Annotated in this window: 23 protein-coding genes, 2 tRNA genes and 1 pseudogene; 12 read left to right on the top strand and 14 right to left on the bottom strand. The window is 70.2% G+C overall.

Going from position 1 to position 23,208, the window contains the following annotated elements; all coding sequences use genetic code 11:
* Positions 1-81 precede the first annotated feature (81 nt).
* From ACGFIS_RS17995 to ACGFIS_RS17985, 3 genes are all read right to left on the bottom strand, one after another.
* Positions 82-345, bottom strand: a complete 264-nt coding sequence (locus ACGFIS_RS17995; protein ID WP_392898981.1) for a zf-TFIIB domain-containing protein — start codon at positions 343-345, stop codon at positions 82-84.
* Between the two features lie 67 nt (positions 346-412).
* Complete coding sequence (locus ACGFIS_RS17990; protein ID WP_392898979.1) at positions 413-1,330, bottom strand: phosphotransferase family protein; 918 nt, start codon at positions 1,328-1,330, stop codon at positions 413-415.
* Between the two features lie 28 nt (positions 1,331-1,358).
* Complete coding sequence (locus tag ACGFIS_RS17985) at positions 1,359-3,065, bottom strand: AMP-binding protein (RefSeq protein ID WP_392898976.1); 1,707 nt, start codon at positions 3,063-3,065, stop codon at positions 1,359-1,361.
* Positions 3,066-3,221: 156 nt separating this feature from the next.
* Between ACGFIS_RS17985 and ACGFIS_RS17980 the strand changes: the two are divergent.
* From ACGFIS_RS17980 to ACGFIS_RS17950, 7 genes and pseudogenes are all read left to right on the top strand, one after another.
* Positions 3,222-3,731 (top strand): annotated as a pseudogene (locus tag ACGFIS_RS17980) (RNA-guided endonuclease InsQ/TnpB family protein); the annotation flags it as partial.
* A gap of 420 nt (positions 3,732-4,151) precedes the next feature.
* Positions 4,152-5,282 (top strand): mannose-6-phosphate isomerase, class I, encoded by a 1,131-nt coding sequence (gene manA / locus ACGFIS_RS17975; protein ID WP_392898974.1) that lies wholly within the window; start codon positions 4,152-4,154, stop codon positions 5,280-5,282.
* 199 nt (positions 5,283-5,481) lie between these two features.
* Positions 5,482-5,733 (top strand): sigma factor-like helix-turn-helix DNA-binding protein, encoded by a 252-nt coding sequence (locus tag ACGFIS_RS17970; RefSeq protein WP_392898971.1) that lies wholly within the window; start codon positions 5,482-5,484, stop codon positions 5,731-5,733.
* Positions 5,734-6,005: 272 nt separating this feature from the next.
* A tRNA-Ser gene (locus ACGFIS_RS17965) sits at positions 6,006-6,090 on the top strand.
* Between the two features lie 49 nt (positions 6,091-6,139).
* Positions 6,140-6,211: transfer RNA gene (locus ACGFIS_RS17960), tRNA-His, on the top strand.
* A gap of 94 nt (positions 6,212-6,305) precedes the next feature.
* Positions 6,306-8,150: a glycoside hydrolase family 3 protein gene (locus ACGFIS_RS17955; protein ID WP_392971786.1), complete on the top strand. Its 1,845-nt coding sequence runs from the start codon at positions 6,306-6,308 to the stop codon at positions 8,148-8,150.
* Positions 8,151-8,285: 135 nt separating this feature from the next.
* The gene (locus tag ACGFIS_RS17950) at positions 8,286-9,542 is read left to right on the top strand and encodes an ROK family protein (protein WP_392971783.1); all 1,257 of its coding nucleotides are present in this window, start codon (positions 8,286-8,288) and stop codon (positions 9,540-9,542) included.
* Positions 9,543-9,554: 12 nt separating this feature from the next.
* Here ACGFIS_RS17950 and ACGFIS_RS17945 read toward each other — a convergent pair whose 3' ends face one another.
* The 5 genes from ACGFIS_RS17945 to ACGFIS_RS17925 all read right to left on the bottom strand — a co-directional run bounded on the left by ACGFIS_RS17945 (position 9,555) and on the right by ACGFIS_RS17925 (position 12,612).
* Positions 9,555-10,664, bottom strand: a complete 1,110-nt coding sequence (locus ACGFIS_RS17945; protein WP_392971780.1) for an AAA family ATPase — start codon at positions 10,662-10,664, stop codon at positions 9,555-9,557.
* Complete coding sequence (gene pnuC, locus ACGFIS_RS17940) at positions 10,661-11,314, bottom strand: nicotinamide riboside transporter PnuC (protein ID WP_392898961.1); 654 nt, start codon at positions 11,312-11,314, stop codon at positions 10,661-10,663. The genes ACGFIS_RS17945 and pnuC overlap by 4 nt, the downstream gene beginning before the upstream one ends.
* 181 nt (positions 11,315-11,495) lie before the next feature.
* Positions 11,496-11,711, bottom strand: a complete 216-nt coding sequence (locus ACGFIS_RS17935; protein ID WP_392971777.1) for a hypothetical protein — start codon at positions 11,709-11,711, stop codon at positions 11,496-11,498.
* A gap of 161 nt (positions 11,712-11,872) precedes the next feature.
* A complete protein-coding gene (locus ACGFIS_RS17930) occupies positions 11,873-12,295 on the bottom strand; it encodes an ATP-binding protein (protein WP_392898956.1) in 423 nt (140 codons plus the stop codon).
* The gene (locus tag ACGFIS_RS17925; RefSeq protein WP_392898953.1) at positions 12,292-12,612 is read right to left on the bottom strand and encodes a hypothetical protein; all 321 of its coding nucleotides are present in this window, start codon (positions 12,610-12,612) and stop codon (positions 12,292-12,294) included. Before ACGFIS_RS17925 ends, ACGFIS_RS17930 begins: the two co-directional genes overlap by 4 nt.
* A gap of 399 nt (positions 12,613-13,011) precedes the next feature.
* Here ACGFIS_RS17925 and ACGFIS_RS17920 point away from each other — a divergent pair, with 399 nt between their 5' ends.
* Both ACGFIS_RS17920 and ACGFIS_RS17915 read left to right on the top strand, forming a co-directional pair.
* Complete coding sequence (locus ACGFIS_RS17920; protein WP_392898950.1) at positions 13,012-13,878, top strand: helix-turn-helix domain-containing protein; 867 nt, start codon at positions 13,012-13,014, stop codon at positions 13,876-13,878.
* Between the two features lie 24 nt (positions 13,879-13,902).
* A complete protein-coding gene (locus ACGFIS_RS17915) occupies positions 13,903-14,124 on the top strand; it encodes a DUF397 domain-containing protein (RefSeq protein WP_392898947.1) in 222 nt (73 codons plus the stop codon).
* Between the two features lie 30 nt (positions 14,125-14,154).
* On the opposite strand, the gene ACGFIS_RS17910 is transcribed toward ACGFIS_RS17915, so the two are convergent.
* Positions 14,155-14,301: a Scr1 family TA system antitoxin-like transcriptional regulator gene (locus ACGFIS_RS17910; RefSeq protein WP_392971774.1), complete on the bottom strand. Its 147-nt coding sequence runs from the start codon at positions 14,299-14,301 to the stop codon at positions 14,155-14,157.
* Between ACGFIS_RS17910 and ACGFIS_RS17905 the strand changes: the two genes are divergently transcribed.
* Positions 14,264-14,581 carry a DUF397 domain-containing protein gene (locus ACGFIS_RS17905; RefSeq protein WP_392898942.1) on the top strand — a complete coding sequence of 106 codons (318 nt, stop codon included), beginning with the start codon at positions 14,264-14,266 and terminating at the stop codon, positions 14,579-14,581. The two genes, ACGFIS_RS17910 and ACGFIS_RS17905, sit on opposite strands and share 38 nt — an antisense overlap.
* A gap of 248 nt (positions 14,582-14,829) precedes the next feature.
* Here the strand turns inward: ACGFIS_RS17905 and ACGFIS_RS17900 are convergent, their stop codons facing one another.
* Both ACGFIS_RS17900 and ACGFIS_RS17895 read right to left on the bottom strand, forming a co-directional pair.
* Positions 14,830-15,072, bottom strand: coding sequence for a hypothetical protein (locus tag ACGFIS_RS17900; RefSeq protein WP_392971771.1), 243 nt, complete (start codon positions 15,070-15,072; stop codon positions 14,830-14,832).
* A gap of 20 nt (positions 15,073-15,092) precedes the next feature.
* Positions 15,093-16,787, bottom strand: coding sequence for a hypothetical protein (locus tag ACGFIS_RS17895; protein ID WP_392898937.1), 1,695 nt, complete (start codon positions 16,785-16,787; stop codon positions 15,093-15,095).
* A gap of 784 nt (positions 16,788-17,571) precedes the next feature.
* On the opposite strand from ACGFIS_RS17895, the gene ACGFIS_RS17890 reads away from it, so the two are divergent.
* The gene (locus tag ACGFIS_RS17890; RefSeq protein WP_392971768.1) at positions 17,572-17,700 is read left to right on the top strand and encodes a hypothetical protein; all 129 of its coding nucleotides are present in this window, start codon (positions 17,572-17,574) and stop codon (positions 17,698-17,700) included.
* A 287-nt stretch (positions 17,701-17,987) separates the two neighbouring features.
* The gene (locus tag ACGFIS_RS17885; protein WP_392898935.1) at positions 17,988-19,598 is read left to right on the top strand and encodes an acyl-CoA synthetase; all 1,611 of its coding nucleotides are present in this window, start codon (positions 17,988-17,990) and stop codon (positions 19,596-19,598) included.
* A gap of 33 nt (positions 19,599-19,631) precedes the next feature.
* On the opposite strand, the gene ACGFIS_RS17880 is transcribed toward ACGFIS_RS17885, so the two are convergent.
* From ACGFIS_RS17880 to pdhA, 3 genes are read right to left on the bottom strand one after another with little or no spacing between them, the layout of a single operon-like run.
* Positions 19,632-20,915, bottom strand: coding sequence for a dihydrolipoamide acetyltransferase family protein (locus ACGFIS_RS17880; protein ID WP_392898933.1), 1,284 nt, complete (start codon positions 20,913-20,915; stop codon positions 19,632-19,634).
* A complete protein-coding gene (locus ACGFIS_RS17875; RefSeq protein WP_392898931.1) occupies positions 20,912-21,922 on the bottom strand; it encodes an alpha-ketoacid dehydrogenase subunit beta in 1,011 nt (336 codons plus the stop codon). Before ACGFIS_RS17875 ends, ACGFIS_RS17880 begins: the two co-directional genes overlap by 4 nt.
* A gap of 11 nt (positions 21,923-21,933) precedes the next feature.
* On the bottom strand, positions 21,934-23,142 hold the full coding sequence (gene pdhA, locus ACGFIS_RS17870) for a pyruvate dehydrogenase (acetyl-transferring) E1 component subunit alpha (RefSeq protein WP_392898927.1): 1,209 nt from the start codon (positions 23,140-23,142) through the stop codon (positions 21,934-21,936).
* Between the last annotated feature and the right edge of the window lie 66 nt (positions 23,143-23,208).

Below are 23,208 nucleotides of genomic sequence, written 5' to 3'. Positions count from 1 at the left end.
GTGCGGCCCGCCTCCGGGGGGCACCCTGCGAGGCGGGCCGCACCAAAGGCCGCGCAGCCTGGCCGGCTCTGGAGGAGCGGCTCAGGTGGAGAAGAGCATGTTGAACACGCTGCCGTGGTGGGGCCGGCGGTGCCCGCCGTGGTGGTGGTGGACCACCGCCCCCGGGGTTCCCCAACCCGGCGCCGCGGCGGGCGGCGGCGCCGCCCGGTACTGGGCCTCCATCTGGGCCAGGGCCTCAAGCTCCCCATAGTCGAGGAAGATGCCCCGGCAGCTGTCACATTGCTCGATGTGGACGCCGCTGCGGGTGTAGGTCCGCATTACGCCACGACATTTAGGGCAGTGCATCGCCTTGTCGTCCTTCCGGTCTGGATCCCCAGGTAGAGGCTAAATGTAGGGCAGGTTTCGCGCCACGTCATGGCGTGCCCCCTGCCGCGGATATTCTCGCGCAGGCGTCGACCATCGCCTGCTCTGGTTCGTCAAGCGGCCGATCTCCCTTTCTGGCTGATATGACGCACGTGGCGGCGATCTGGATCGCAAGACTTCGCGCGGGCACGTCCAGGGCCGTCCACGGGTCGCCGCCGGCGGGTACGGCCGGACCGCCCGCCGCCATGTACGCCCCCAGGAAGCGGTCCCACTCGTCGGGGTGCAGGACTCCCGCGGAGTAGAGCGCGGCGGGACGGGCGAGGTCCCACGCGGGGTCTCCTCTGCCGAGGTCCTCGATGTCGATGAGCCGCCACCGTCCGTCCCGCGCGCGGACCATCTGGCCGAGATGCCAGTCTCCGTGGATGAGGCGTTCCGCCGTCCCCGGCGGTTCCCGGCCCTCGCCGCGTATCCAGGAGGGGAGGGTGGCGAAGGCCCGCCGCACTTCGTCCTCGGCGGAACCGTCCGCCAGGCGGGCGACCAGCCGTGCCACACGGGTCGGGCGCCCCCAGGGAGGCGCGTAGGCCGGAACCGTCGTGGAATGCAGCTCCGCCAGGAGCCGCGCGCCGTCCTCCCAGGGAAGCTCCTCCCGAGGATCCACCGGCTCACCGAACACGGAGACCGTGACCGTCCGCCCGTTGACGTCGTGCGGCTGCCCCAGTGTCCCGATCACGACGCCCGGCAGAGTTCCCGCCAGGCGTATCCGTTCGAGGAACGGGGCCCCGTGCTCACGGTCGGCCTGATGCGCCTTCACCACCACGTCGCCGACCCGCACGACCAGGACGCCGTGCCGGTCGTACAGCGTCTCCGGCTCCGCGGGTGGGGAGGACGGCGGTGCGGCGCGGGCCGAGTCGCGTCCGATCTCAACGAGCCGGGCGAGCAGCTCCGGCTGGACGGTCTCGATGTGCACCCGCCCAGTAAACACCGGGGCACGGCGCCTACGCCGGTGAGTTGACGGCCTCATCGCGCAGCCGCTGCCGGACGACCTTGCCGATGAGGTTGCGGGGAAGCTCGGTGCGCGGCCGGAACTCGTCCGGCACCTTGTAGTGCGACAGGTAGCGCTTGCAGTGCCGGTGCAGCTCGTCCGCCGAGAACGGGTACGCGGGGTGTTCCACCACGTGCGCGATGATGCGCTCCCCGCGCCGGCTGTCCGGGACGCCGACGACGGCGCAGTCGTAGACGGCGGGATGGCGGCGCAGCACCTTCTCCACCTCGGTGGGGGAGACGGCGAACCCGCTGATCTTGATCATGTCCCGCAGCCGGTCCAGGATGGTGATGAAACCCTCCTCGTCCATCACCGCGATGTCACCCGTGCGGAGCCACCCTTTCGAGAGGGCCTGGGCGGTGGCGAGCGGTGCGTTCCAGTAGCCGACGAACACCTGGGGGCCGCGCACGACCAGTTCGCCGGGCTCGCCCGGGCCGAGGACCTTCGTCGGCTCGTCCTGGTCGACGATGACGACGTCGGTCTTGGGCAGCGGAAGGCCGACGGTCAGGTTCCGGGCCCTGCCGTCCAGCGGGTTACCGGTGACGGCGGGGGAGGCCTCCGAGAGCCCGTAGCAGTTGATCAGGCCCCGGGCGCCGAGCCGTCCGAGGCGGTCGATGGTGCCCTGCCCCAGCCCCATCGCGCCGGAGATGTAGATGCGCAGCGATTTCAGGTCGGACGGCTGGAACCGGGGACTGTCGAGCACCTTCTCGTACAGCGTCGGCACGCCGGGGAAGATGGTCGGCCGGTACTTGCGGATCGCGCTGAGCACCCGGTCGCCGTCGTAGCGCGGGAGCAGCACCACGGCCCCGGCCGTCATCGCCGGCGCCACGAGGCAGCTCATGAGCCCGAACGAGTGGAACAGCGGTAGGACGGCCAGCGTCACGTCCTGCCCCGGGCGCCCGTCGCGATCCCACGCGTGCTGCTGGCAGGCGTTCGCGATGAGGTTCCGGTGCGTCAGCATCGCGCCCTTGGGACGTCCCTCCGTCCCGCCGGTGTACTGGATGGCCGCCAGGTGCCGCGACGGCTCGATCGGCAGCTGGCCCACGCGCCGCCGCGGCACCCTCTGCAGCTCCCTGAACGGGACCACGTGCGGGTCGGCCGGCACGTCCGCGGTGATGGCGGCGCGCCGCCGCTGCATCTGCACCAGCGGCAGCCGCAGCGCGATCCGCCTGGGCAGCGGCAGGAAGTCGACGAGCGACGTCACCACGATGTGTTCGAGCTGAAGCTTGGAACGGACGGCCTCCACCGTCGCGAAGGAACGATCCAGCACCACGGCGACACGGGCGCCGCAGTCCGCGAGCTGATGGAGCATCTCCTCCTCGGTGTACAGCGGGTTGTGCTGCACCGCGATCGCCCCTCTGCGCAGCACCCCGTAGAACGCGATGACCAGCTGCGGGCAGTTCGGGAGGATCAGCGCCACCCGGTCGCCGGGCTGGACCCCGAGCCGGTGGAGGCCGTCGGCGAACCGGTCCACGGCCTCGCGCAGATCCCGGTAGCAGATCTCGCGGCCGAAGAAGTACAGCGCGGGCCTGCGCGGGTACCGCTCCGCCGCGTCGTCGAGCAGCCGTGTGACAGGGATGTCCGGGATATTGAGATCGCCGGGAACGCCGGGCTGATACGACCGCTGCCACGGAGAAGACCGTTGTGACGAGTGCCACATAGGAGACGATTCAATCATCTATCGGGCGTTCGCGTCGCCGGTTCAAGATCTCTACCTCCGGCCGTGTGCGTGCCGCGATCCGCGCCGCGCGCGGGGAGCGGGCACATGCTCACCCGGGCCCTGTGAGCGGAAAGGAATCCGCTCCGCCGCGCCCGGGTCAAGGCCGCCATCGCCCGCCTGAAAGCCTGTGAGGCCGACCGCCGCAAGGATTGGGTGGAGAAGACCAGCACGGATCTGGCGCGCCGTTTCGACCTCATCACCGTCGAGGACCTCAACGTGCGGGGGATGACCCGCTCGGCGCGCGGCACTCTCGACGCGCCGGGCGTGAACGTCGGCGCCAAGGCCGGGCTCAACCGGGCGATCCTGGCCGCCGGGTGGGGCCGGCTGGTGACCCGGCTGGGACACAAAGCACCCGGACGCGTCATCAAGGTCGACCCGCGTTACACGTCGCAGACCTGCAACCCCTGTGGGCACCGCGCACCGGAAAGCCGTGAGAGCCAAGCGGTGTTCCGGTGCGTGGCCTGCGGGCGCCAGGGCAACGCCGACGTCAACGCGGCCCGCAACATCAAAGACACCGCCGTGGGGCGCACGGTGGCTGCGCGGGGAGGCGGGGCGTCGGCCCGGCCGGTGAACCGCGAACGTCAACTCGTTCTCCCGCCTGCGTAGGGGAACGGGTTGGAATCCCCCGCCTTCAGGCGGAGGAGGACGTCAACTCGCCGTGTTCGCCGAGAGTTGTTCGAGGAGCCCCTCGGATGCGGCATCGACACGGTGTCAGATGCGGCCCGTGCCGCGGCAGACGTTGCACGTCTCGCCGGTGGCGGTGCTGGTGCCGGTTCCGTTGCAGCCGGGGCAGGAGCGTGTCGCCGGCTTGTTGTGTTTGCCCACGGTCCACCACCTCCCCGGCCCTCATCCTAGAGGCTGCGACGGGCCGGTCGCCGGGCGGCGGGCGGCCGTCCGCGGGCTTCACGGCCAGTCGGTGATCCGGTCGCGGCGTCCGCGAGTACGGAGTCGCCGCGGCCGTACCCGTACCCTGAACACACTGATCGAGAAGGGACGGGCCACAACGTTGCACCAGGCGCTCCGCTCGTGACCGCGCCGATGCCGCTCACGACCCCGATCCGCCCCTACGACTGGGGGTCGCGCACCGCGCTGCCGGAACTGCTCGGCACCGAGCCGACCGGGCGTCCGCAGGCCGAACTGTGGGCGGGCGCGCACCCGGCGGCGCCCTCGTCGGTGGACGGGACGCCGCTGGACGTCCTCATCGGCGGCGACCCGATCGGGATGCTGGGGCGGCCCTCGGTGGAGCGTTTCGGCCCCGTGCTGCCCTACCTCCTCAAGATCCTGGCCGTCGAGAGGCCGCTGTCCCTCCAGGTCCACCCCACGGCGGCGCAGGCCGAAGCGGGGTTCGCCGGCGAGGAGGAACGCGGCATCCCGCCCGGCCATTTCACCCGCACCTACAAGGACCCTTTCCACAAGCCGGAGATGGTCTGCGCCCTCACCGACTTCCACGGTCTCTGCGGTTTCCGCGACCCCGCCGGAACCGCCGACCTCCTCGAAAGCCTCGCCGTTCCCGAACTGCGTCCCTGGATCGCGACACTGCGCACCGAGCCGCCGGACCGGGCTCTGCGCACCGTCCTCGCACAAATGCTGGACGAGGACTCCCGGCTCGTCCAGGCCGCGGTCGAACCGTCGCTCCCCTCCGTGTACGCCGACATCGCCCGGGCGCATCCGGGTGACCCGGGTGTCCTCGCGGCCCTGCTCCTCAACCACGTCGAACTGAAGCCCGGCGAGGCGCTCTTCCTGGACGCCGGAGTTCCGCACTCCTATCTGGGCGGCCTCGCCATCGAGGTCATGGCCAACTCCGACAACGTCCTGCGCTGCGGGCTCACCGGGAAGCACATCGACGTCCCGGAACTGATGCGCGTGGTCGAGTTCGCCCCGTCCCGCCCTGTCCGGGTCGAATCGTCGCCGGAGTCCGGGTACCGGCCGGGGGCCGACGAATTCGTCCTCGTCCGCCATGACCTGACCGGCGACCCCGACGACCTGCCCGGCGGCCTTCCCCAGACACTCCTGTGCCTGGAGGGCGAGGCCCATCTCGCGACGGACCGCACCCTGACCCTCTCCCGTGGCGAAGCCGCCTTCATCCCCGCGAACGCCCCCGCCACCCGCCTTACTGGCAAGGGCGTCCTCTACCGCGTGCTGCCCGCGATCCGGTGACCGCCCACGCCCTGTTCGGGTCCGGCCGACCGCTCCGGCGGACCCCGTGACCACCCCCCGGATCTGAGACTCAACGCTTCCTTAACGCCGTCATAAGGACGGCGCCGCGGGGCTCATCGGGTGCGAGGTTCGTTGCGTGGCAACTGAGCCGCCACCCCCGGACCGGGGACGGCGGCCCGCTGGACGGAAAGGATTGCGAATGGGCAAGAACACCGGTTCGTTCGCCCCCGGCCTTCCGGGGGAGCGGGTGCGCCCCGCGGTGGTCGCCCGGGCCTTCCAGACCCTGCCGTCCGTCCACCGCGAGATCCTCACCGAGACGGTCTTCAGAGACCGTTCGGTCAACGAGGCCGCCGCCTCACTGGGGGTGCCGGTGGACGTGGTGAAAGCCCGCGTCTACCACGCGCTCCGGGCGCTGAACACGGCCCTGGACGCCCCGCGGCCGACCGTGTGACGGGCAGGGCCGGGTCCGCCGGGCCGCGCGGCCCCGGTCCGCGGCGCCGCGGCCGGCCCGCGCCCGATAAATGGGTTGCCGGGGCGGGAACGGCCCCGGCACCATGGGCGTCGTAGGGAAAGTCGCAGGGAAACGAGAGCGGAAGGAGAGGGTCATGCGCAGTCATCGAATGCACAGCAGCAGCCTCTCCGGTTCCGGGAGCCGCCGAAGGACGTGACCCGCACGTTCCGACGCCGGCCGCCCGCAGACCGTGGGCGGTCTTTTGTTGTTCCGGAGGGTTGGCCGAGTGGAAAGGCAGCGGCCCGCTAAGCCGTGGTCAGGGTCATCCCTGCGCGAGTTCGAATCTCGCACCCTCCGCGCCGAGTGAGGATGCCGGCGTATCCGGCGGCTTCCTGCCGGAGATATGGCCTTCGTGGTGTAGTGGTCTGCATGCCAGGTTGTGATCCTGGAGGTACCGGTTCGATCCCGGTCGAGGGCCCTTGTGAAGTAAGGGCGGTGATGGGCGCCAGATATTGCCCAGGGGCTGGTTCCGGCTGACGTTGCATTTGATCAACGATGGAAAAGCCTTCTGTATGCACAGCTCCTCCGCGAAGGCGATGTGGTCCGGCCTCCTGGCGCTCGGCGTGCTGGCCGCGCTCGTGCTCGCCGCCCTCGGCGTCCCCGTCCGGGCGGAGCCGGGGCCCGCCCCCTATCTCGATCCGCAGCTGTCCGTCGAGGACCGGGTCGGCGACCTGCTCCACCGGATGAGCCTGGACGAGAAGCTCGGCCAGATGACGCAGCCCGAACGCAGGTACATCACCCCGGAGGAGATCACCCGCTACCGGATCGGGTCCGTGCTGTCGAGCGGCGGGTCGGCGCCCGCCCCGAACACGCCGGAGCGTTGGGCGGACATGTACGACGGGTTCCAGCGTGCCGCGCTCGCCCAGCCGCTGCGCATCCCGCTGATGTACGGGGTGGACGCCGTCCACGGCCACAACACCGTCGTCGGTGCGACGATCTTCCCGCACAACATCGGGCTCGGCGCGTCCCGCGACCCGGCCCTGGTCCGCGAGATCGGCGCCGCGACCGCGCGGGAGATGGCGGGGACGGGTGTCGACTGGAACTTCGCGCCCTGCGTGTGCGTGGCCCGCGACGACCGGTGGGGCCGGACGTACGAGTCCTTCGGCGAGGTGCCCGAGCTGCCCGCGATGATGACGACGATCATCGAGGGGCTGCAGGGCGACGAGCTGGGCGGCCCCGCGTCCGTCCTGGCGACGGCGAAGCACTACGTGGGCGATGGCGGCACGGCGGGCGGCGACGACCGGGGCGACACGAGGATCTCCGAGAAGGAACTGCGCGCGATCCACCTGCCGCCGTTCCGCGCGGCCGTGGAACGCGGCGTCGGCTCGGTGATGATCTCCTACAGCTCGTGGAACGGGCTGAAGATGCACCAGAACCGCTACCTGATCACGGATGTGCTCAAGCGTGAGCTGGGCTTCACCGGATTCGTCGTGTCGGACTACAACGGCATCGACGAGATCGACGGGGAGCCCGGGTTCACCAGGGACGAGGTCGCCGCCGCGATCAACGCCGGGATCGACATGGTGATGGTGCCGACCGAGTGGCGCAGGTTCATCGAGTACCTGCGGGACGGCGTGAAGGACGGCGACGTCCCGATGTCCCGCATCAATGACGCGAACCGCCGGATCCTGGCCAAGAAGTTCGAGCTGGGCCTGTTCGAGCACCCCATGGCGGACCGGTCGTATCTGCGCACGGTCGGCGGCGCCGCGCACCGCGAGCTGGCCAGGCGCGCGGTCGCCGGGTCGCAGGTGCTGCTGAAGAACGACGACGTCCTCCCGCTGGACGACGACGACAAGATCTTCGTGGCGGGCGGCGGCGCGGACGACATCGGCGTGCAGTCCGGCGGCTGGACGATCACCTGGCAGGGGGAGCAGGGCCCGATCACGCCGGGCACGACGATCCTGGAGGGCATCCGCGCGGCGGCGGAATCGCCCGCCACCGTCGCCTACGGCAGGGACGGCACCGGCGTCGACGGGTCCTACGACGCCGCGATCGCCGTCGTGGGGGAGAAGCCGTACGCCGAATACCACGGCGACAGGACGGGTGGCCTCGGCCTCGACGCCGACGACCTCAAGACCATCGAGCGGCTGCGCGCGGCGGGCGTCCCGGTGATCGTGGTGCTGGTGTCGGGGCGTCCGATGGACATCGCCGCGGAGCTGCCCGAGTGGGACGCGCTGGTCGCGTCGTGGCTGCCGGGAACGGAGGGCGCCGGCGTGGCCGACGTCCTGTTCGGCGCCACCGATCCCACCGGCCGGCTCCCGGTCACGTGGATGCGCGACTTCGACCAGCAGCCCGTCAACAGGGGCGACGGCAAGAAGCCGCTCTTCCCCTTCGGCTACGGCCTCACCTACGACTGAGCGGTCGGGGCGGTCGACACCCCTTCTGACCTCGCTATCGTTTGCGCGGACGAACCCGCGGCCAATGTGCAGGCTACTTTCATAAGTGGCTGCGGCATCGACCCGTCCGTCCGCCGACCGCTGTCAAGAGGTGCCGTGACACACCACTCCCTGCACGGGGGCGACCCCTCGGTGCTCCGCCGGCTCAACGCCGCCGCGACCCTGCGGGCGCTGCGCGACGGCGGCGAGGGCACCCTGTCCGAGCTGGCCGGGCGGGTCGGGCTCTCCCGCCCCACCACCGAGGGCGTGCTGGGCGAGCTGATCGACCGTGGCCTGGTCGCCGAGGACGCGCCGCGTCCCGGGGCCGGGCTGGGCCGCCCCGCCCGCCGCTACCGGTTCCGCGCGGAGGCCGGCCACGCGCTCGGCATCGACATCGACGCGCACCGGGTGCGGCTCGTCGTCGCCGACCTCGCCGGCGGGGTCGCCGGCGGCCACCGCGCCGGCCTCGACGTGCAGGCACCGCCCGGCGAGCGGATCGCGGCGGTGCGCGCCGCGGTCAAGGAGTGCCTCGCGGCCACGGGCGTCGAACGGCGGTCGCTGTGGGCCGTCGCCGCCGGGACACCGGGAGTCGTCGCGCCGGACGGGACGGTCGCGTCCTGCACGGTCGTCCCCGGCTGGCAGGGCGTTCACCTGGCCCGCGAACTCGGCCGCTCGTTCTCCTGCCCCGTCCTCGTGGGGAACGACGCCAACCTCGCCGCGATGGCGGAGCGCTGGCGCGGCGCCGCCCGCGACGTCGACGACGTGGTGTGCGTCCACGCGGGCCTGCACACCGGCACCGGCGTGCTCATCGGCGGACGGTTGCACCGGGGACGCCGGGGCGCCGCCGGCGAGATCGGCATGCTGCCCGAGATGGGGCTGCGCGACACCACCGCCGCCCTCATCACGGGCACGGACGCCGGCCCCGAGGCCGCGAGCGCCGCACTGGCGGAACTGACCTCGGCGGCCGGGAACTGGCCGGGCGACGGCGCGTCAGCGGGCGGGGGTCCGGCGGGCCCGGGGCTCGACCATGCCGAACGCGTCCTGGAGGCCGCGGGCTGGGGCGCGGCCGAGTCGAAGGCGGTCGTGGAGCGGCTCGCGGCCCGGATGGCGCGCGGGGTCGCGGCGATGGCCCTCGCCCTCGACCCCGAGATGATCGTGGTCGGCGGGCCGCTGGTCAGGGCCGGTGACCTGCTGGTCTCCGAGCTGCGGCGGCGGGTGGAGCCGCTGTGCCTGAGCCCCGTCCGCATCGTGGCATCCGAACTGGGGGACGAGTCGGTGGGCCTCGGCGCGGTCCGCCTGGCCCTGGACCGGATCGACGAGGACCTCTTCCGCGTCGACCGCCCGTCCGATCCGTCGGATCCATCGGAGGGGTGAACGGCAAGGGGCCTAGGGCGTCAGCGGGGTGCTGAACGACCAGCCCTCGGCCAGTAAGGCGTCGGTCGCCGCTACGGCGGCGGCCAGGCGGTGTTCGTGGGGGCCGGTGACGGTGATGTGCGGCAGGCCCCGTTCTTCGAGTTCTTCCTCGAAGCGCCCCGACATCCAGGACCTGATCGACTCCCCGTCACGCCAGCCGTCCTGCTCGAACGGGACGCCCTCCGGGTCGGTGAGAATCCACAGATGGTGGGGGGTTCGCTCATGCACGGCCTCGACCTCCGGCGCCGGCGCCCCGAGATAGCGCTCATGCCAGACGGCCGTGGCGAACGCGTCCGTGTCGCACACCAGCAGCGGTGAACCCGACCGCGCGGCGGCGTCCTCCAGAGCGGCGTGGTGCTCGGCGATCCGCGTGAAGTCCGCGGACTCCCACACCAGGCCGTCCAGCCACAGCGACGGATCGCCGGAGGCGCGGCGGGCGGCGGCCAGCTTCTCCTCGGTGAACGTGCGCCCGTACTCCGGTACCCACCGGGTCGTCGCCCAGACGCCGCCCCGCTCGGCATAGTGCGCGGCGAGGGCGCGGGCCAGCGTCGTCGTCCCGGTCGACTCGGCGCCGGTCACCACGACCCGCCGCGCCAGATACGCCCGGACGGGCGGCGCCAGGAACTCCCAGTTCGCCACGGGGTCGTCCCGGATGGCCGCGCCGCTGACCGGGAAGCGGTCCCGCGGCGGGTCGACCGGGATGTGGACGGCGGAGAACCGCTCCGCCAGCTCGGGCCCGTACGCCTCGGAGCTGAACACCGCGTCGACCGGCGGGACGGGCACGCCGAGGCCCGACCGCATCGCCAGCCCGGCGCGGAACGCGGCGACGTGCGCCGACCAGATCTCGTCCGACTCGTAGTCGATCTCCACGTCGTCCACGACCGGGATGATCTCCACGTGCGGCTGCTCGTGCGTTTCGCGGAGCCACGCCGTCCGCAGCGGCAGCGGGATGCTCTCGACGCTGGACGCGGCGACGACGACGCTGACCCGGGCGCACGCCGCGGCGGCGACGTCGATCAGATGGCGGTGGCCGGCGTGCGGCGGGTAGAACTTGCCGATCACGAGCCCGTGCGCGTACGTCATGCGGGCACGGGCGCGGGATCGCCGGCGGTCCGGGAGCGCAGGTCGCGGCGCCAGGCCAGCAGGCCGAACACGCACAACGTCAGGAAGATGACGTACAGGACGCTCGTCAGCTTCAGGTCCTTGTGGAAGTACAGGGGGATGTAGACGAGGTCGGCGGTGATCCACAGCCACCACGACTCCAGCAGCTTGCGCGACTGCCCGTAGACGGCCATGAGGGAGATCGCGGTGGTGAGGGCGTCCCAGAACGCCACGGTGGAGTCGGTCCAGACGGACAGCGCCCAGGTCAGAAGCGCGGTGGTCGCCGCGCCCGCCACGAGGAGGGCCGCCCACTCGTTGCGCAGTGTGCGTCTCACCGGGAGGTTGTCGCGGCCGTCCCCGCCGTACAGCCACACCCACCACCCGTACGCCTGGAGTGCGATGTAGAAGACCTGCAGCCCGGAGTCGGCGTAGAGGCCGCCGTCCAGGAACACGAGCCCGAGCAGGATCACGTTCGCGATGCCGATCGGCCAGTTCAGGATGTTCTGCCGGACGACGAGCCACACGTTGACCGCGCCGGTCGCGAAGCCGAGCAGCTCGGCCCACGTGGTGGGCACCGTGCCGAGATGGAAGGCGGGGTCGAGCAGCGGGCCCAGCGGAACGTTCACCGACATGCCCGCAATGATCACATATCGTCAAAGAGACGACAAGGGTCTCCCGCGTGCGGATGTGTCAGCGCCCCCAGGCAGCGGCGCACCCGCTCATGCTCCAGCCGCGCCTCGACCCGCTCGTTCACCGGGGCGTGGGTGGTGCCCGCCCCCTGCCGTGTGGCCCGTGGAGCGTGCGCGTGCCAGATCACCTGCCTTCGCCGGCCTGCCGTTCGTCCTCGTCCCACAGTTCGAGGGACTCGATCAGCACCTCTTCCACCTGCTCGGCCGCCGCCCGGTACGCCTGCGCCCGCCCGGCGCACACCCCCGCGTCCCACACCCGCCCCTGCCCGGACCACACCCGAGCCCGCGCGGCCTCCATCTCCGCCAGCACACGCCACGCCCGAGCCTCGTCCGGCAACATTTCGAACGCCTTCCGCGCCTCCGGCCCCAGCCCCGCGAACAGAAAAACCGTCTCCGGATAAGGCTCAGGCCCGCCGTCTTGGGCAGCCACCCGCCTCCCGACCGGCCACCGCGCCGTCGCCCACACACCCCGCAGGACGCGCAGTGCCGTTCGCGTCCGGCTCATCGGACGACCTCGAACCACACCGTGAACCGGCCATCGCGACCCGGCAGCGAGCCCCAGCAGTCAGCGAGCCCGGCCACGACCATCAGGCCCCGCCCAGACTCGCCCCAACCCGAGCCCTGCGCCGGAATCAGCGGACGTCCCGTCGAGCCGCCGTCGTCCTGGATCTCCACTCGCAGCCGCTCGGACGACAAGAGCACCGTCACCCACACCCCGCCACCGCGCAGGCCACTGGCGCTGTGCCGGACGGCGTTGGTGGTGACCTCGCAGATCATCAGGTCGACGTCGTCCAGGTCGAACCCTGCGACGTTGCCACCCAGCGCGCCGACCAGCGTCCGCCGCACCCGCGCCCTGACCTCCCGCACGTCGAGCATCCCGCCCGGGCACACCCGCTCGGTGTGCACCTCGTCCCAGACGATCACCGTCCGACCTCGGCGATCTGCTCGGCTGCCACCCGCACCGCCCCGACCGGCGTCCGGCGAGCGGCGTCCCACAGGTAGGACCACCCGCCCCCACGCTCCTGGACGACGAGCACCGCCAGCGACCTACGCCGCGCCGGGACCGGCACCGACAACACCGGCTCGGCTTTCCCGTCCATGTACAGCACCGAGCCCTGCTCCAACTCCCGCAAGGCCCACATCAGCCGAACCAGCAAGTTCAGCCGCTCAGCCGTCGCCGCCGGGATCGCCTTCCGGCGACCTTGCTCCACGGGGGACGGGCCGTTGGGTAGGTTCGTCATGGGTCCGACTCCTTTTCAGTCGGGCTTAGGCCCCGGGCCGGTGGTGCTAGCACCGACCCGGGGCCGCTCCTGTGTCGGGGGTACGGCTGACCAAGCCCCCTTCGCCCCTCGCCGGCCGCACGCTCGGTCAGACCAACGGTTGCGAAACCGTTGGGCCGCCGAATGTCGACTGTGCTGGGCATACAGGAAGATCAGCCGCCTTCTGGTTTGACCTGGTACGCGTTGCGTTGTGTTTCGAACGACCACCTCAGCATGATGCGTAAGCGTATGATGCGTCTAGGTACGGTGCCCAGAATGGACCCGGACCGTGATCCACGCAAGATGCGTCCGCGTATCATTCCAAGATCTTTTAAGAAATGACCGAATTGGGCGAGAACGCCCACTAAGAAAGGTGAGGCAATGGCCGGTACTCCGAACCCCACCGTCAAGCGCAAGCGTCTCGGCATCGAGCTGCGCCGCCTGCGAGAGGAGGCGGGCTTGACCTGTGAACAGGTCGGCGACCGCCTGGACTACTCCGGTACGCGCATCAGCCGCATCGAGACCGGCAAGATCTCCGCAAAGCCCGGCGACGTCCATGAGCTCTTGGAGGTCTACGGCGTCACCGGGCCGGTTGCGGACGCTCTCGTGCAACTGGCCCGCGATGCCCGGAAGAAGGGGTGGTGGCATACCTACGGCATGAACCTGCCCGAGTGGTTCTCCGCCTACGTCGGCTTTGAGGCCGAAGCCGTCACCTTCCGTGACTTCCAGCCGCTCTACATTCCCGGCCTGCTCCAGACCGTGGACTACGCTCGCGCCGTCCTCCAGGCGGCTCCGGTGCCGGGTACGCCGGAGGAGATAGACCGGCAAGTCGCCGTACGCATGGAACGGCAAGCCATTCTGGCCGCCAGCACCCCGCCAGAGCTGTGGTTCGTGATCTCCGAGACCGCCCTACGGGTCCAGCTCGGGACGCCCCAGACCATGAAGGCGCAGCTTGAGCGCCTGGTGGCGATGGCTGAGCGGCCCAACATCACCGTGCAGATTCTCCCCTTCACCACGGCCGCCCACGTCAACCCCATCACCGGCTTCCGCATCCTCGGCTTCCCCGACCCCAAGGACCCGACCGTGGTGTACATCGAACACCTCACCGGCGCCCTGTTCCTGGAGCGCGAAGACGAAATCCGCCGTTATACAGTGGTCTTTGACCATCTTCGGGCGGAAGCACTCGGCAAGAGCGCTTCCGTGGAGCTCATCCGCCGCATCGCTGACGAGATGGGCGCAAACCTGTAGCACATGGAGAGAAGGAGGTGCGGGATGACATACCAGAGGCACCTCGTGGACCTGTCCCGCGCCCGGTGGTACAAGAGCTCACGCAGCAACGGCGGGGAAGGCGGCTGTGTTGAGGTAGCCGACAACCTGCCGGGTTTGGTGGCGGTACGGGACTCCAAGGACCCGGACGGACCGGTGCTGACGTTCGCGGCGGTCGCGTGGCGAGGCTTCGTTGAAGGTGTGAAGGACGAGCGGTTCGGACTGTAGCCCGGTTCTGCATGCTTCGCACCGAAATGCCTAAATTTGATCTCTATCTTCCAGGTAGATGCTTCCCAGCCGGTATTGGACGTACACGACATCAGGATCGGCGGGCTCGGGGAAGCGTAGGACGTTGCAAGCACCTTCCATGCCGGGGTGCGCGCCTGCAGACGTCCAGTGGCGCAAGAGCAGTCGCAGTGGCGAACAGGGCAACTGCGTTGAGGTTGGATTCTGGCGCAAGCCTCGTCACAGTGCGGATGAGAGCGACTATGTCGAAATCCGAGGCACCTGGAGGACAAGCAGCCGCAGCGCCAACACAGGCTCCTGCATACAGGCTGCGGCAGACGAGGCGGTAGTGGTGGCGCGGGATTCCAAGAACCCGAACGGGCCGGTGCTCGACTTCGGCGCCGAGGCTTGGACCACCTTCCTCACCACCGTGAAGACCGGCCGACTCGACCTGCGTTGAGCGATACTCCGATCACGTGGAGTTGCGGCGTGTCGGGTTTATCACCCTGGCGGGTGTGCCCAACACGCCGCAAGTGAACGAAGCGGGGACAGCCGTCTTGGTGCGGCACCGCCGCGCAGCACTTTTTAGAGGGCAGCAAGGAAGCGCCAGCGAACGCGTCCAGCGGCCAAGGACGCCCACCGCAGGAACGGTCTCACGGACCGCCTCTGGCGCCCCGGGCCGACCCTGGGCGTTTGCTACTCGTGGGTTCAGTACGGGCCTCCCGCCCGGAGGGCATCAACGATCTGCATTGCCCTCTCTTCACTGACCTCTTCCAGTTCGTCGTCGAAACTCGCATGTTCCCACTCGACGATTATGCCAGTGCCGTGCCATTGTAGATCTCGATGCAATGCCTCGTCTACGATGCCGATCTCGGCCGAGGTACGCCGTCGAACAATTCCATGCGGATCATCGACCGTCTTATCTCCCCCAGTGATCGCATAGTAGGTCACCCGCTCTTTGGACATGGGCACTAATACCCCTCTTTCCGATAATTCGCTATATCACCGACTCCACGGGGAACGGGAATACCAGCAGAAACCTCTTGCTGGAAGGCTTTTAGTTTCACCCTCTCCTGGCCGCTGGTCAACGGATTTCTCTGTCGCTCATAAGCGCGGTGAGTTAGCTGCTTCGCCTCAAAACTCTGAGGAGTATGAAATTGAACCTCGAGAAGCTGGCCGTCCGCCGTCCGCCACCTAGTGTTTACGCCTTTATACTCTGCCCCATCCCACGAATTTCTACAGAACACCATCTCAAAGCCGTCCTTCTTTAGGCCATTGGCGATCTGTTGATATCCTTGGACATATGAGTCGGCAGGGATTTGATAGGTATAGCGTAGGCCATCTGACACCGACTCTGCTGCCTCGGTAGGACTCTTGCGCAGTTCAGCAGCAAGCTTCTCGGCCACCTTCTCTTTGAACCTGTCTTCGCCCTTGAGGCGGTACTCAAGGCCCACCAGCTTGGCGTCAGCCATCTCCGCCTCCCGCGTCTTCAGGCTATCGGTGACATCGCCCTCTTGATCACATAAGCGACCGAAGGCGCGATCAACCGCATAGTTCTCTTCAAGATTCAGGTACTGATCGCCGTCTCCGCGCCATGAGCCGGGTTCGTCTCCGGTTCCTTCGCTCGTGCCTTCTCCCTGAAGGCCGTCGCCTTGGTCGTTCTTTTCCGGCGGTTCGTCAGGCGTCTGCTCCGATTCGAGGTCGGCCCACTTGGCTCTCATGGCGTCGGCATGTTCGCGCCATGCGTCGTTTTGACCTGCTGTCTCGGGCTCAGCGGCCTCGGTGTCGCTGTCGGCGACACCGGTTCCCGGATCGTCCTTTTCGTCCGCCTTGGTGCCGGCGTCGGCGGTCTCACCCGACCCAATGTTCTCACCATCGGGTTGGCCCGTCCCCGCTTCTGTCGCGTTCTTCGGTTCCTCGGCCGAAGCCTGCTCTGGGGCCGACGACTCATCCTGCCTTTCCGCCGACTCGGCTTCGCGGGCCTGACGCGCTTCCCGGGACGCCCGGCGAGCCGCGAACTCTTCGCCCCAGGTGCGGAACCCGAACTGACGGCCGTCCAATTCATACGTCGCCGGCTTACTCGCGAACTCCTCCCACACGTCCCGCCCCGAAGGCTTCTCCGGCTTGCCTTCGGGTTCCGGCTGAGTGTCCGTGGCGGGGGCCTCGCCGGCCTCGTCTTCGGTGTCCGCCTCCGAGACCGACTCAGGCCGCTCCGAGTCTGGTCGGTCCTCTGCAGTGGGGGCGTCGGCCTCGCCCTCGCCTTCATCCGTCCGCGTGGTCGGCCGGTCTTGCTCCGTCTGCCGTCCCATGTCCTCACCCGGCGCTGCGGCCGGGGACCGGTCATCGCGTAACCGGTCGTCAGACTCGGTTTCCGAGCTGCGGGTGCCACGGTCTGTGGTCTCCGTATCCGCCTGGCCGGGCTTCTCCTGAGTCGCGGCACCGGGCGTCTCCCGGGCAGGCGGGGGCTGCTTGTCATCGCGCTCGTCCCGCTGCTCGGTCGCGGCCTCATAGGTGGCTGCGGCTGCCTTGTAACTTTCGAGGCGGGACGGTTGCCCAGGTGAGCCTGGCCGGTCGGGCGGAGGCCGCCACGGCGCCTCCTTGGCCGACGGCTTCTCGACATTCTCGGCACCGTCATCAGTGCCGTTGTCGGTGTGGTCGACACCCACGCGTGGTCAGCCCTTTCGACTGCCGGACAAGAGCAGAGCCGGTGCCGAACGGTGTCCAGATGCCTGCGGGGTGCTGGCGCCGACTTACCTCCGAGAGACTGGACTGATCCGACATAACTCGTCAAGTTCACTATACGAATATGTCGGACGTACCTAACGACACCTCGCCCGCGCGTCAGCTCGAAGCGTCCCGGGACGATCGTCCCGGGACATAGGATTCCGAGGTCACACAGATCGTGAGTGACTTGCAGACGACGACGGGGCGAGGGATTCGGCATGGAGCAGACGAGTCTGGCGATCGCGGAGCCGGGCGGAGGCTCGGCCGGTCCGGACGACGCACTGAACTCGCTCGCCGACGACGACGAGACGATCGACTACATCACCGGGAAGCCGGTCAAGCTGAAGGGCAGCGAACCCGTCCGGCAGCGGATCGGCGTGCGCTCTTCCACGAGTACGGCATCAGCGTCGACGACATGGAGCCGGGCTTCCCGATCCCGGTGCAGGCCGACGGTAACCGCCGCAAGACGAAGAAGGCCGACATCGCCATCTTCGCGCCGGGGTCGGAGCACAGCCTTGAGAACCTGAGGTGAGGGGCTGCCCGACCCGCGGCGGCTCGGCGACCATCTCGCGCTCCAGGTCCGGCAGGTGCCCGGCGGGACGATCCGGAGCTACCGGCTGTTCGAGTCGGCCTCGTTCGAGCTGACGCCGCAGCCGGTCACGCCGTCCCCTTACCTGGAGCAGCAGCCCTCCATGGACGAAGCAGCGGACGACGTTCGCGGAGTCGATGCTCGCCGGTGTGCTGGAGGACAGCCGGGGCGACGAGGAGCTCCCGCCGGAGATCTCCCAGCTCCAGGAACTGGACGACGACCCGTTCACCGTCACTGTGCTGTTCGTCCTGTCTCGCCCTGCTTGATATCAGAAGGACTCACTCGGCCTTTTGTGTCACAGCAGTCTGACAGAGAGGGCGGTGATAGCAGAAGAACTCCATGCCCGCAGTCTTCTATGACCCGGCTCCCGCCGCCGACCCGGGCGGCGATCTCGGCCGGACGGCATCGGACGCGCGAGGCCGACGTGTCGGCGGCAGCAGGCTCCCGGATCCTGCTGAGCGGGACGCGCACGTTCACCAGTGGGGGCTCTGGCCACAATGCGACGAACACACACTTGCCCCCGATGCCGGTGCCCGTAACCAGGAGCGGATCTTTGACGCTGAACCTCGCCACCCTGTACGAAGCCGTCGCCCGTGTGGTGCCCGACCGGTCCGCGGTCACCTGCGGCACCGTGACCCGCACCTACGCCGAGCTGGACCGGCGCGCGAACCGCCTCGCCGCCCATCTGGTGAAGGCGGGCATCGAGCCGGGTCAGCATGTCGGCGTGTACCTGCTCAACAGCGTCGAGTACGTCGAGGTGATGCTGGCCTGTTTCAAGGCCCGCGCGGTACCGATCAACATCAACTACCGCTACGTCGAAGCGGAGCTGCTCTACCTGTTCGAGGACGCCCAGCTGCACGCGCTCGTGGTCGAGTCGGCGTACGCGCCCGGCGTCGCGGCCCTGGCCGACCGCACCACCCATCTGCGCCATGTGCTCGTCGTCGATGACGGCGGCGGCGCCGGGCCCGTCTCGTGGCCGGAGAAGCTGGCGGTGGCGGAGTACGAAGAGGCGTTGGCGGCGTGTCCGGGGGAGAGCGCGCCGCGCGCGGACCTGACCGGCGACGACCGGTTCGTGCTGTACACGGGCGGCACCACCGGGATGCCCAAGGGCGTGGTGTGGCGCCACGAGGACTTCTTCTACGCCGCCCTCCTCGGCGGGAACCCGTACGGCGAGCCGTACACGTCCGTCGAGGAGGTCGTCGCGGCCGCGGAGGGCGGAAACGCCCTGACCTACCTGATCTCGATGCCGCTCATGCACGGCGCGGCCAGCTACACGCTGTTCATGGGGCTGTTCGGCGGCGCCCACATGGTCCTCCTGCGCAGCTTCGACGCCGTGGAGATACTGCGCTGCATCGAGAGGCACGGCGTCCAGGTCGTCGCCCTGGTCGGCGACGCGCAGGCCCGTCCGCTGGCGGAGGCGCTGCGCGACCGCGGGGACGGGTTCGACCTCTCCTCGCTCTTCGTGATCGGCTCCGGCGGCGCGATCCTGTCGCAGTCCACCCAGGACGCGCTCAAGGAGCGGCTGCCGAACCTCATGGTCCGCAACAGCTTCGGCGCTTCGGAGTCCGGCGCCGACGGGGTCATCGTCACGGGCGAGGACGGCCTCATGCGGCTGCAGCCCTCGCCGGCGGTGCGGGTGATCGACGACCGGCACGGCGACGTGGCTCCCGGCAGCGGGGAGCTGGGCCGCCTGGCCCGCAGCGGGCATGTGCCGCTCGCCTACTTCAACGACCCGGAGAAGTCGAGTGCGACGTTCCCGGTCATCGACGGCGTGCGGTGGGTGGTGCTCGGCGACCTGGCCGAGGTCGAGGCCGACGGCACCATCGTGGTGCACGGCCGCGGCTCCGGATGCATCAACTCCGGTGGGGAGAAGATCTTCCCCGAGGAGGTCGAGCAGGCGCTCAAGGCGCATCCCGCCGTGATGGACGTCCTCGTCGCCGGCGTGCCCGACGAGCGGTTCGGCCACCGGGTCGGCGCCGTGGTCGAGCTGCGCCGGGGACACGAAGGCCTCGACCCGGAGGAACTGCGCACGCACTGCCGCGCGACGCTCGCCGGATACAAGGTTCCGGCGGTGATCGAGATCGTGGAGCAGGTGCAGCGCTCGCCCAGCGGCAAGGCCGACTACCGGTGGGCGAAGCGCACCCTGGCCCCCGGGACGGCCTGACGCGAGGCGCCGCCCCGGGCGTTTCCCGGCCGGTCAGGCCACGATCAGGAGCGGGTTCTGGAGGAGGGCGGCCAGGCGGTCCAGGAACTTGGCGGCGGTCGCGCCGTCGGTGGCGCGGTGGTCGACCGACAGGGTGACCGCCATGCGCTTGCCGGGGACGACCTGGCCGTCGCGGACGACCGGCTCGTCCCGGACCGCGCCCACGGCGAGGATCGCCGCCTCCGGCGGGTTGATCACCGCGGAGAACGAGTCGACGCCGAACATGCCGAGGTTGCTGACGCTGAACGTGCCGCCGCTCATCTCCATGGGCGACAGCCTGCCTTCGCGCGCCTTGGCGGCCAGGTCGCGGGTCTCCTGGCCGATCTGCGAGACGCTCCTGCGGTCCGCGTCCCTGATGACCGGGACGACCAGGCCGGCCTCGACCGCCACCGCGACCCCCACATGGATGCGCTTGTGGAAGAGCAGGCTGTCCTCGGTGTAGGAGACGTTGACGGCCGGGTGCTCGCGGAGGGCGGTCGCCGCGGCCTTCACGATCAGGTCGTTCACGCTGACCTTGGACGGCGCGAGCGCCTCGTTCAGCGTGGCGCGGAAGGCCAGCAGCGCCTCGGCGTCCACCTCGCGGTTGAGGTAGAAGTGCGGCGCCTCGCGCTTGCTCTGCGTGAGCCGCTTGGCCGCGACCTTGCGGAAGCGGTTCAGGGGGACGGCCTCGACGTCCGGGTCGTCGGCCCGCGCCTTGACGGGCGGCGCTGCGGGGGCCGGAGCCGGGACGGGTGCGGGAGCCGGGGCCAGGGCCTCGGCGCGGACTGCGGCCTCGATGTCGGCTCGGACGATGCGTCCGCCCGGACCCGAGCCGTTCAGCGCCGCCAGGTCGATGCCGTGGTCGCGGGCCAGCCTGCGCGCGAGCGGCGACGACGGCGGACGGGACGCCCCGGCGGCGCGCTGGGGAGCCGGAGCGGGGGTCGCGGAAGCGGCGGCCGGTTCGGGCTCGGCGGCGGGTTCGGGCTCCGCGGCGGCGGCCGGTTCCGGCGGGGCTGCCGGTTCCGGTTCGGCGGCCGGCTCCCGGGCGGCGGGTGCCGCGCCGCCCGCGGGGGCGATCACGGCGATGGGGGCGCCGATCGCGGCGGTCTCGCCCTCGGCCACGAGGATCTTGTCGAGCACGCCGGCCTCGTACGCCTCGTACTCCATGACGGCCTTGTCGGTCTCGATGTCGACGATGACGTCGCCGACCGCGATCTCGTCCCCCGGCTGCTTCTGCCAGGAGCTGATGACGCCCTCTTCCATGGTGTCGGAGAGGCGGGGCATGAGGATGTCGGTCATGATGCGGGCTCCAGGGCGCGGCCGGTCGCGCGGAGCGTGTCGCGGACGGCGGTGAGCAGGGATCCGGCGGACGGCAGCGCCGCCGTCTCCAGGGACTTGGCGTAGGGGAGCGGCACCTCGGCCATCGCGACGCGGCGGACGGGGGCGTCCAGCCAGTCGAACGCGCCCTCCTGGATGGTCGCGGCGATCTCGGCGCCGATGCCGTAGGTGAGCCAGTCGTCCTCGGCGACGACGGCGGAGCCGGTCTTGCGGACGGAGTCGACGACGGTCCGCCGGTCCAGGGGGCGGAGGCTGCGCAGGTCCACGACCTCCGCGGAGATGCCCTCGGCGGCGAGGGTCTCGGCGACCTCGGCGGCGACGCGGGCCATCCGGGAGTAGCCGATGATCGTGATGTCGGTGCCGGGGCGGGTGACGGCGGCGCGGCCGATCCCGGCGGGCTCAACGTCCTCGATCGCGGGGACCTCGCCCTTGGTGTTGTAGAGGGCGAGGTTCTCCAGGAACAGCACCGGGTCGTCGTCGCGGACGGCGGCCTTCAGCATCGCGGACGCCTCGGCGGGCGTGGACGGCGCGACGACCTTCAGACCGGGGATGAACGAGTAGAACAGCTCGACGTTCTGCGAGTGGGTGGCGCCGAGCTGCTGGCCGCCGCCGCCCGGGGTGCGGATCACCATCGGCACGCTCGCCTGCCCGCCGAACATGCCGTAGATCTTCGCGGCGTGGTTGACGATCTGGTCGAGTGCCAGCAGCGAGAAGTTGATCGTCATGATCTCCACGACGGGGCGCAGGCCGAGCATCGCGGCGCCGATCGCGGCGCCGACGAAGCCCTCCTCGGCGATCGGGGTGTCGCGGACGCGGCGCGGCCCGAACTCCTTCAGCAGCCCCTCGGTGATCTTGTAGGAGCCCTCGAAGAGCCCGATCTCCTCCCCGAGCAGGAAAACGTCGTCGTCCCGGAGCATCTCGGCGCGGAGCGTGTCCCGGAGGGCCTGCCGGTAGGTCATGGTCGCCATGAGCGTGCTCCTCAGGAACCGAATACGGGGTCGGCGGGCAGCCGTCGCTGCTCGCCGGCGACGGGGGTGGCGTAGGTGTAGTCGAACAGCGTCGACACGTCGGGTTCGGGGCTGTCGTCGGCGAACGCGGCGGCCGCGGTGACCTCGGCGGTGACCTCGGCGTCGAGGCGGTCGCGCTGGTCCGCGGTGAGGACCCCGGCCTCCTCCAGTTCCAGCGCCATGCGGGCCAGGGGGTCGGCGGCCTTGAGGGCCTCCTTCTCCTCCTTGGACCGGTAGCGGGCCGGGTCGACGACGGAGTGGCCCTTCAGCCGGGGGCTGACGGTCTCCAGCAGGTACGGCCTGCTCTCGGCGCGTGCGCGTTCGACGGCGGTGCGGGCGGCGTCCCGGACGGCGATCACGTCGGTGCCGTCCACGCGGGCGCTCTCGATCCGGTAGGCGGCGCCGCGCCGGTACAACTCGGGCTCGGCGGCGGAGTTCTCCACGGTCGTGCCCATGCCCAGCCCGTTGTTGACCACGACGAAGACGACGGGGAGGTCCCACAGGCCGGCGATGTTCAGCGACTCGTGGAACGCGCCGATCGCGGTGGTGCCGTCGCCCATGTGGCACATGACGACGTCGTCGCCGCCCCTGTAGGAGACGGCGAGCGCCGCGCCGGTGGCGAGGGGGACCTGCCCGCCGACGATGCCGTACCCGCCGAGCAGCCGCGCCTCGGCGTCGAACAGGTGCATCGACCCGCCCCAGCCCTTGGAGACGCCGGTGGAGCGGCCGTACAGCTCGGCCATGACGCGGTCCGCGCCGATGCCCTTGCTGAGGGCGTAGCCGTGCTCGCGGTAGTTGGTGAACAGGTAGTCGGTGGGCCGCAGCGCGGCCGTCAGGCCGACGACCGTGGCCTCCTCGCCGAGGTTCAGGTGGCAGTAGCCGCCGATCTTGGCCTCGGTGTAGGCGCGGCCGGCCCGCTCCTCGAACCGCCTGATCAGCAGCATCTGCCGGTAGTAGCCGACGAGCGTCTCGGCGTCCGGCGGCGGGACGGGGGCCTCCGGCGACGTGGCGGTGGCCGCAGGCGATGATCCGGTGGGCTTCGACGGCGCGGTCTTCGACGGTGCGGGTTTCGACGACGAGGCGCGGGCCTTGGGCGGCCGGGTACCGGTCGTCCTCCGGCCGCGGGCCGGGGCGCCTGCACCGGTCGAGGCCGTGCTGGTCGACGGGACGGTCTCGGTCATCGGCGACCTTCCTTCTTCGGGGGCGGCGCCATAGGATCGCCACGACGCTCACCGATCATCATTGAT

Source organism: Spirillospora sp. NPDC048824 (genome assembly GCF_043198455.1).
Taxonomy (GTDB): Bacteria; Actinomycetota; Actinomycetes; order Streptosporangiales; family Streptosporangiaceae; genus Spirillospora.
This window is presented reverse-complemented; position numbering and strand designations above follow the sequence as displayed.

Excerpts from the sequence above, each read along its gene's own strand:
- pdhA (WP_392898927.1), bottom strand. The coding sequence starts at position 23,142 with ATGACCGAGACCGTCCCGTCGACCAGCACGGCCTCGACCGGTGCAGGC.
- ACGFIS_RS17880 (WP_392898933.1), bottom strand. The coding sequence starts at position 20,915 with ATGACCGACATCCTCATGCCCCGCCTCTCCGACACCATGGAAGAGGGC.
- ACGFIS_RS17890 (WP_392971768.1), top strand. The coding sequence starts at position 17,572 with ATGCTCGCCGGTGTGCTGGAGGACAGCCGGGGCGACGAGGAGCTCCCG.
- ACGFIS_RS17935 (WP_392971777.1), bottom strand. The coding sequence starts at position 11,711 with ATGTTGCCGGACGAGGCTCGGGCGTGGCGTGTGCTGGCGGAGATGGAG.
- ACGFIS_RS17995 (WP_392898981.1), bottom strand. The coding sequence starts at position 345 with ATGCACTGCCCTAAATGTCGTGGCGTAATGCGGACCTACACCCGCAGC.
- ACGFIS_RS17920 (WP_392898950.1), top strand. The coding sequence starts at position 13,012 with ATGGCCGGTACTCCGAACCCCACCGTCAAGCGCAAGCGTCTCGGCATC.
- ACGFIS_RS17875 (WP_392898931.1), bottom strand. The coding sequence starts at position 21,922 with ATGGCGACCATGACCTACCGGCAGGCCCTCCGGGACACGCTCCGCGCC.
- ACGFIS_RS17925 (WP_392898953.1), bottom strand. The coding sequence starts at position 12,612 with ATGACGAACCTACCCAACGGCCCGTCCCCCGTGGAGCAAGGTCGCCGG.
- ACGFIS_RS17955 (WP_392971786.1), top strand. The coding sequence starts at position 6,306 with ATGCACAGCTCCTCCGCGAAGGCGATGTGGTCCGGCCTCCTGGCGCTC.
- ACGFIS_RS17985 (WP_392898976.1), bottom strand. The coding sequence starts at position 3,065 with ATGTGGCACTCGTCACAACGGTCTTCTCCGTGGCAGCGGTCGTATCAG.
- ACGFIS_RS17905 (WP_392898942.1), top strand. The coding sequence starts at position 14,264 with ATGCCGGGGTGCGCGCCTGCAGACGTCCAGTGGCGCAAGAGCAGTCGC.
- ACGFIS_RS17915 (WP_392898947.1), top strand. The coding sequence starts at position 13,903 with ATGACATACCAGAGGCACCTCGTGGACCTGTCCCGCGCCCGGTGGTAC.
- ACGFIS_RS17970 (WP_392898971.1), top strand. The coding sequence starts at position 5,482 with ATGGGCAAGAACACCGGTTCGTTCGCCCCCGGCCTTCCGGGGGAGCGG.
- ACGFIS_RS17945 (WP_392971780.1), bottom strand. The coding sequence starts at position 10,664 with ATGACGTACGCGCACGGGCTCGTGATCGGCAAGTTCTACCCGCCGCAC.
- pnuC (WP_392898961.1), bottom strand. The coding sequence starts at position 11,314 with ATGTCGGTGAACGTTCCGCTGGGCCCGCTGCTCGACCCCGCCTTCCAT.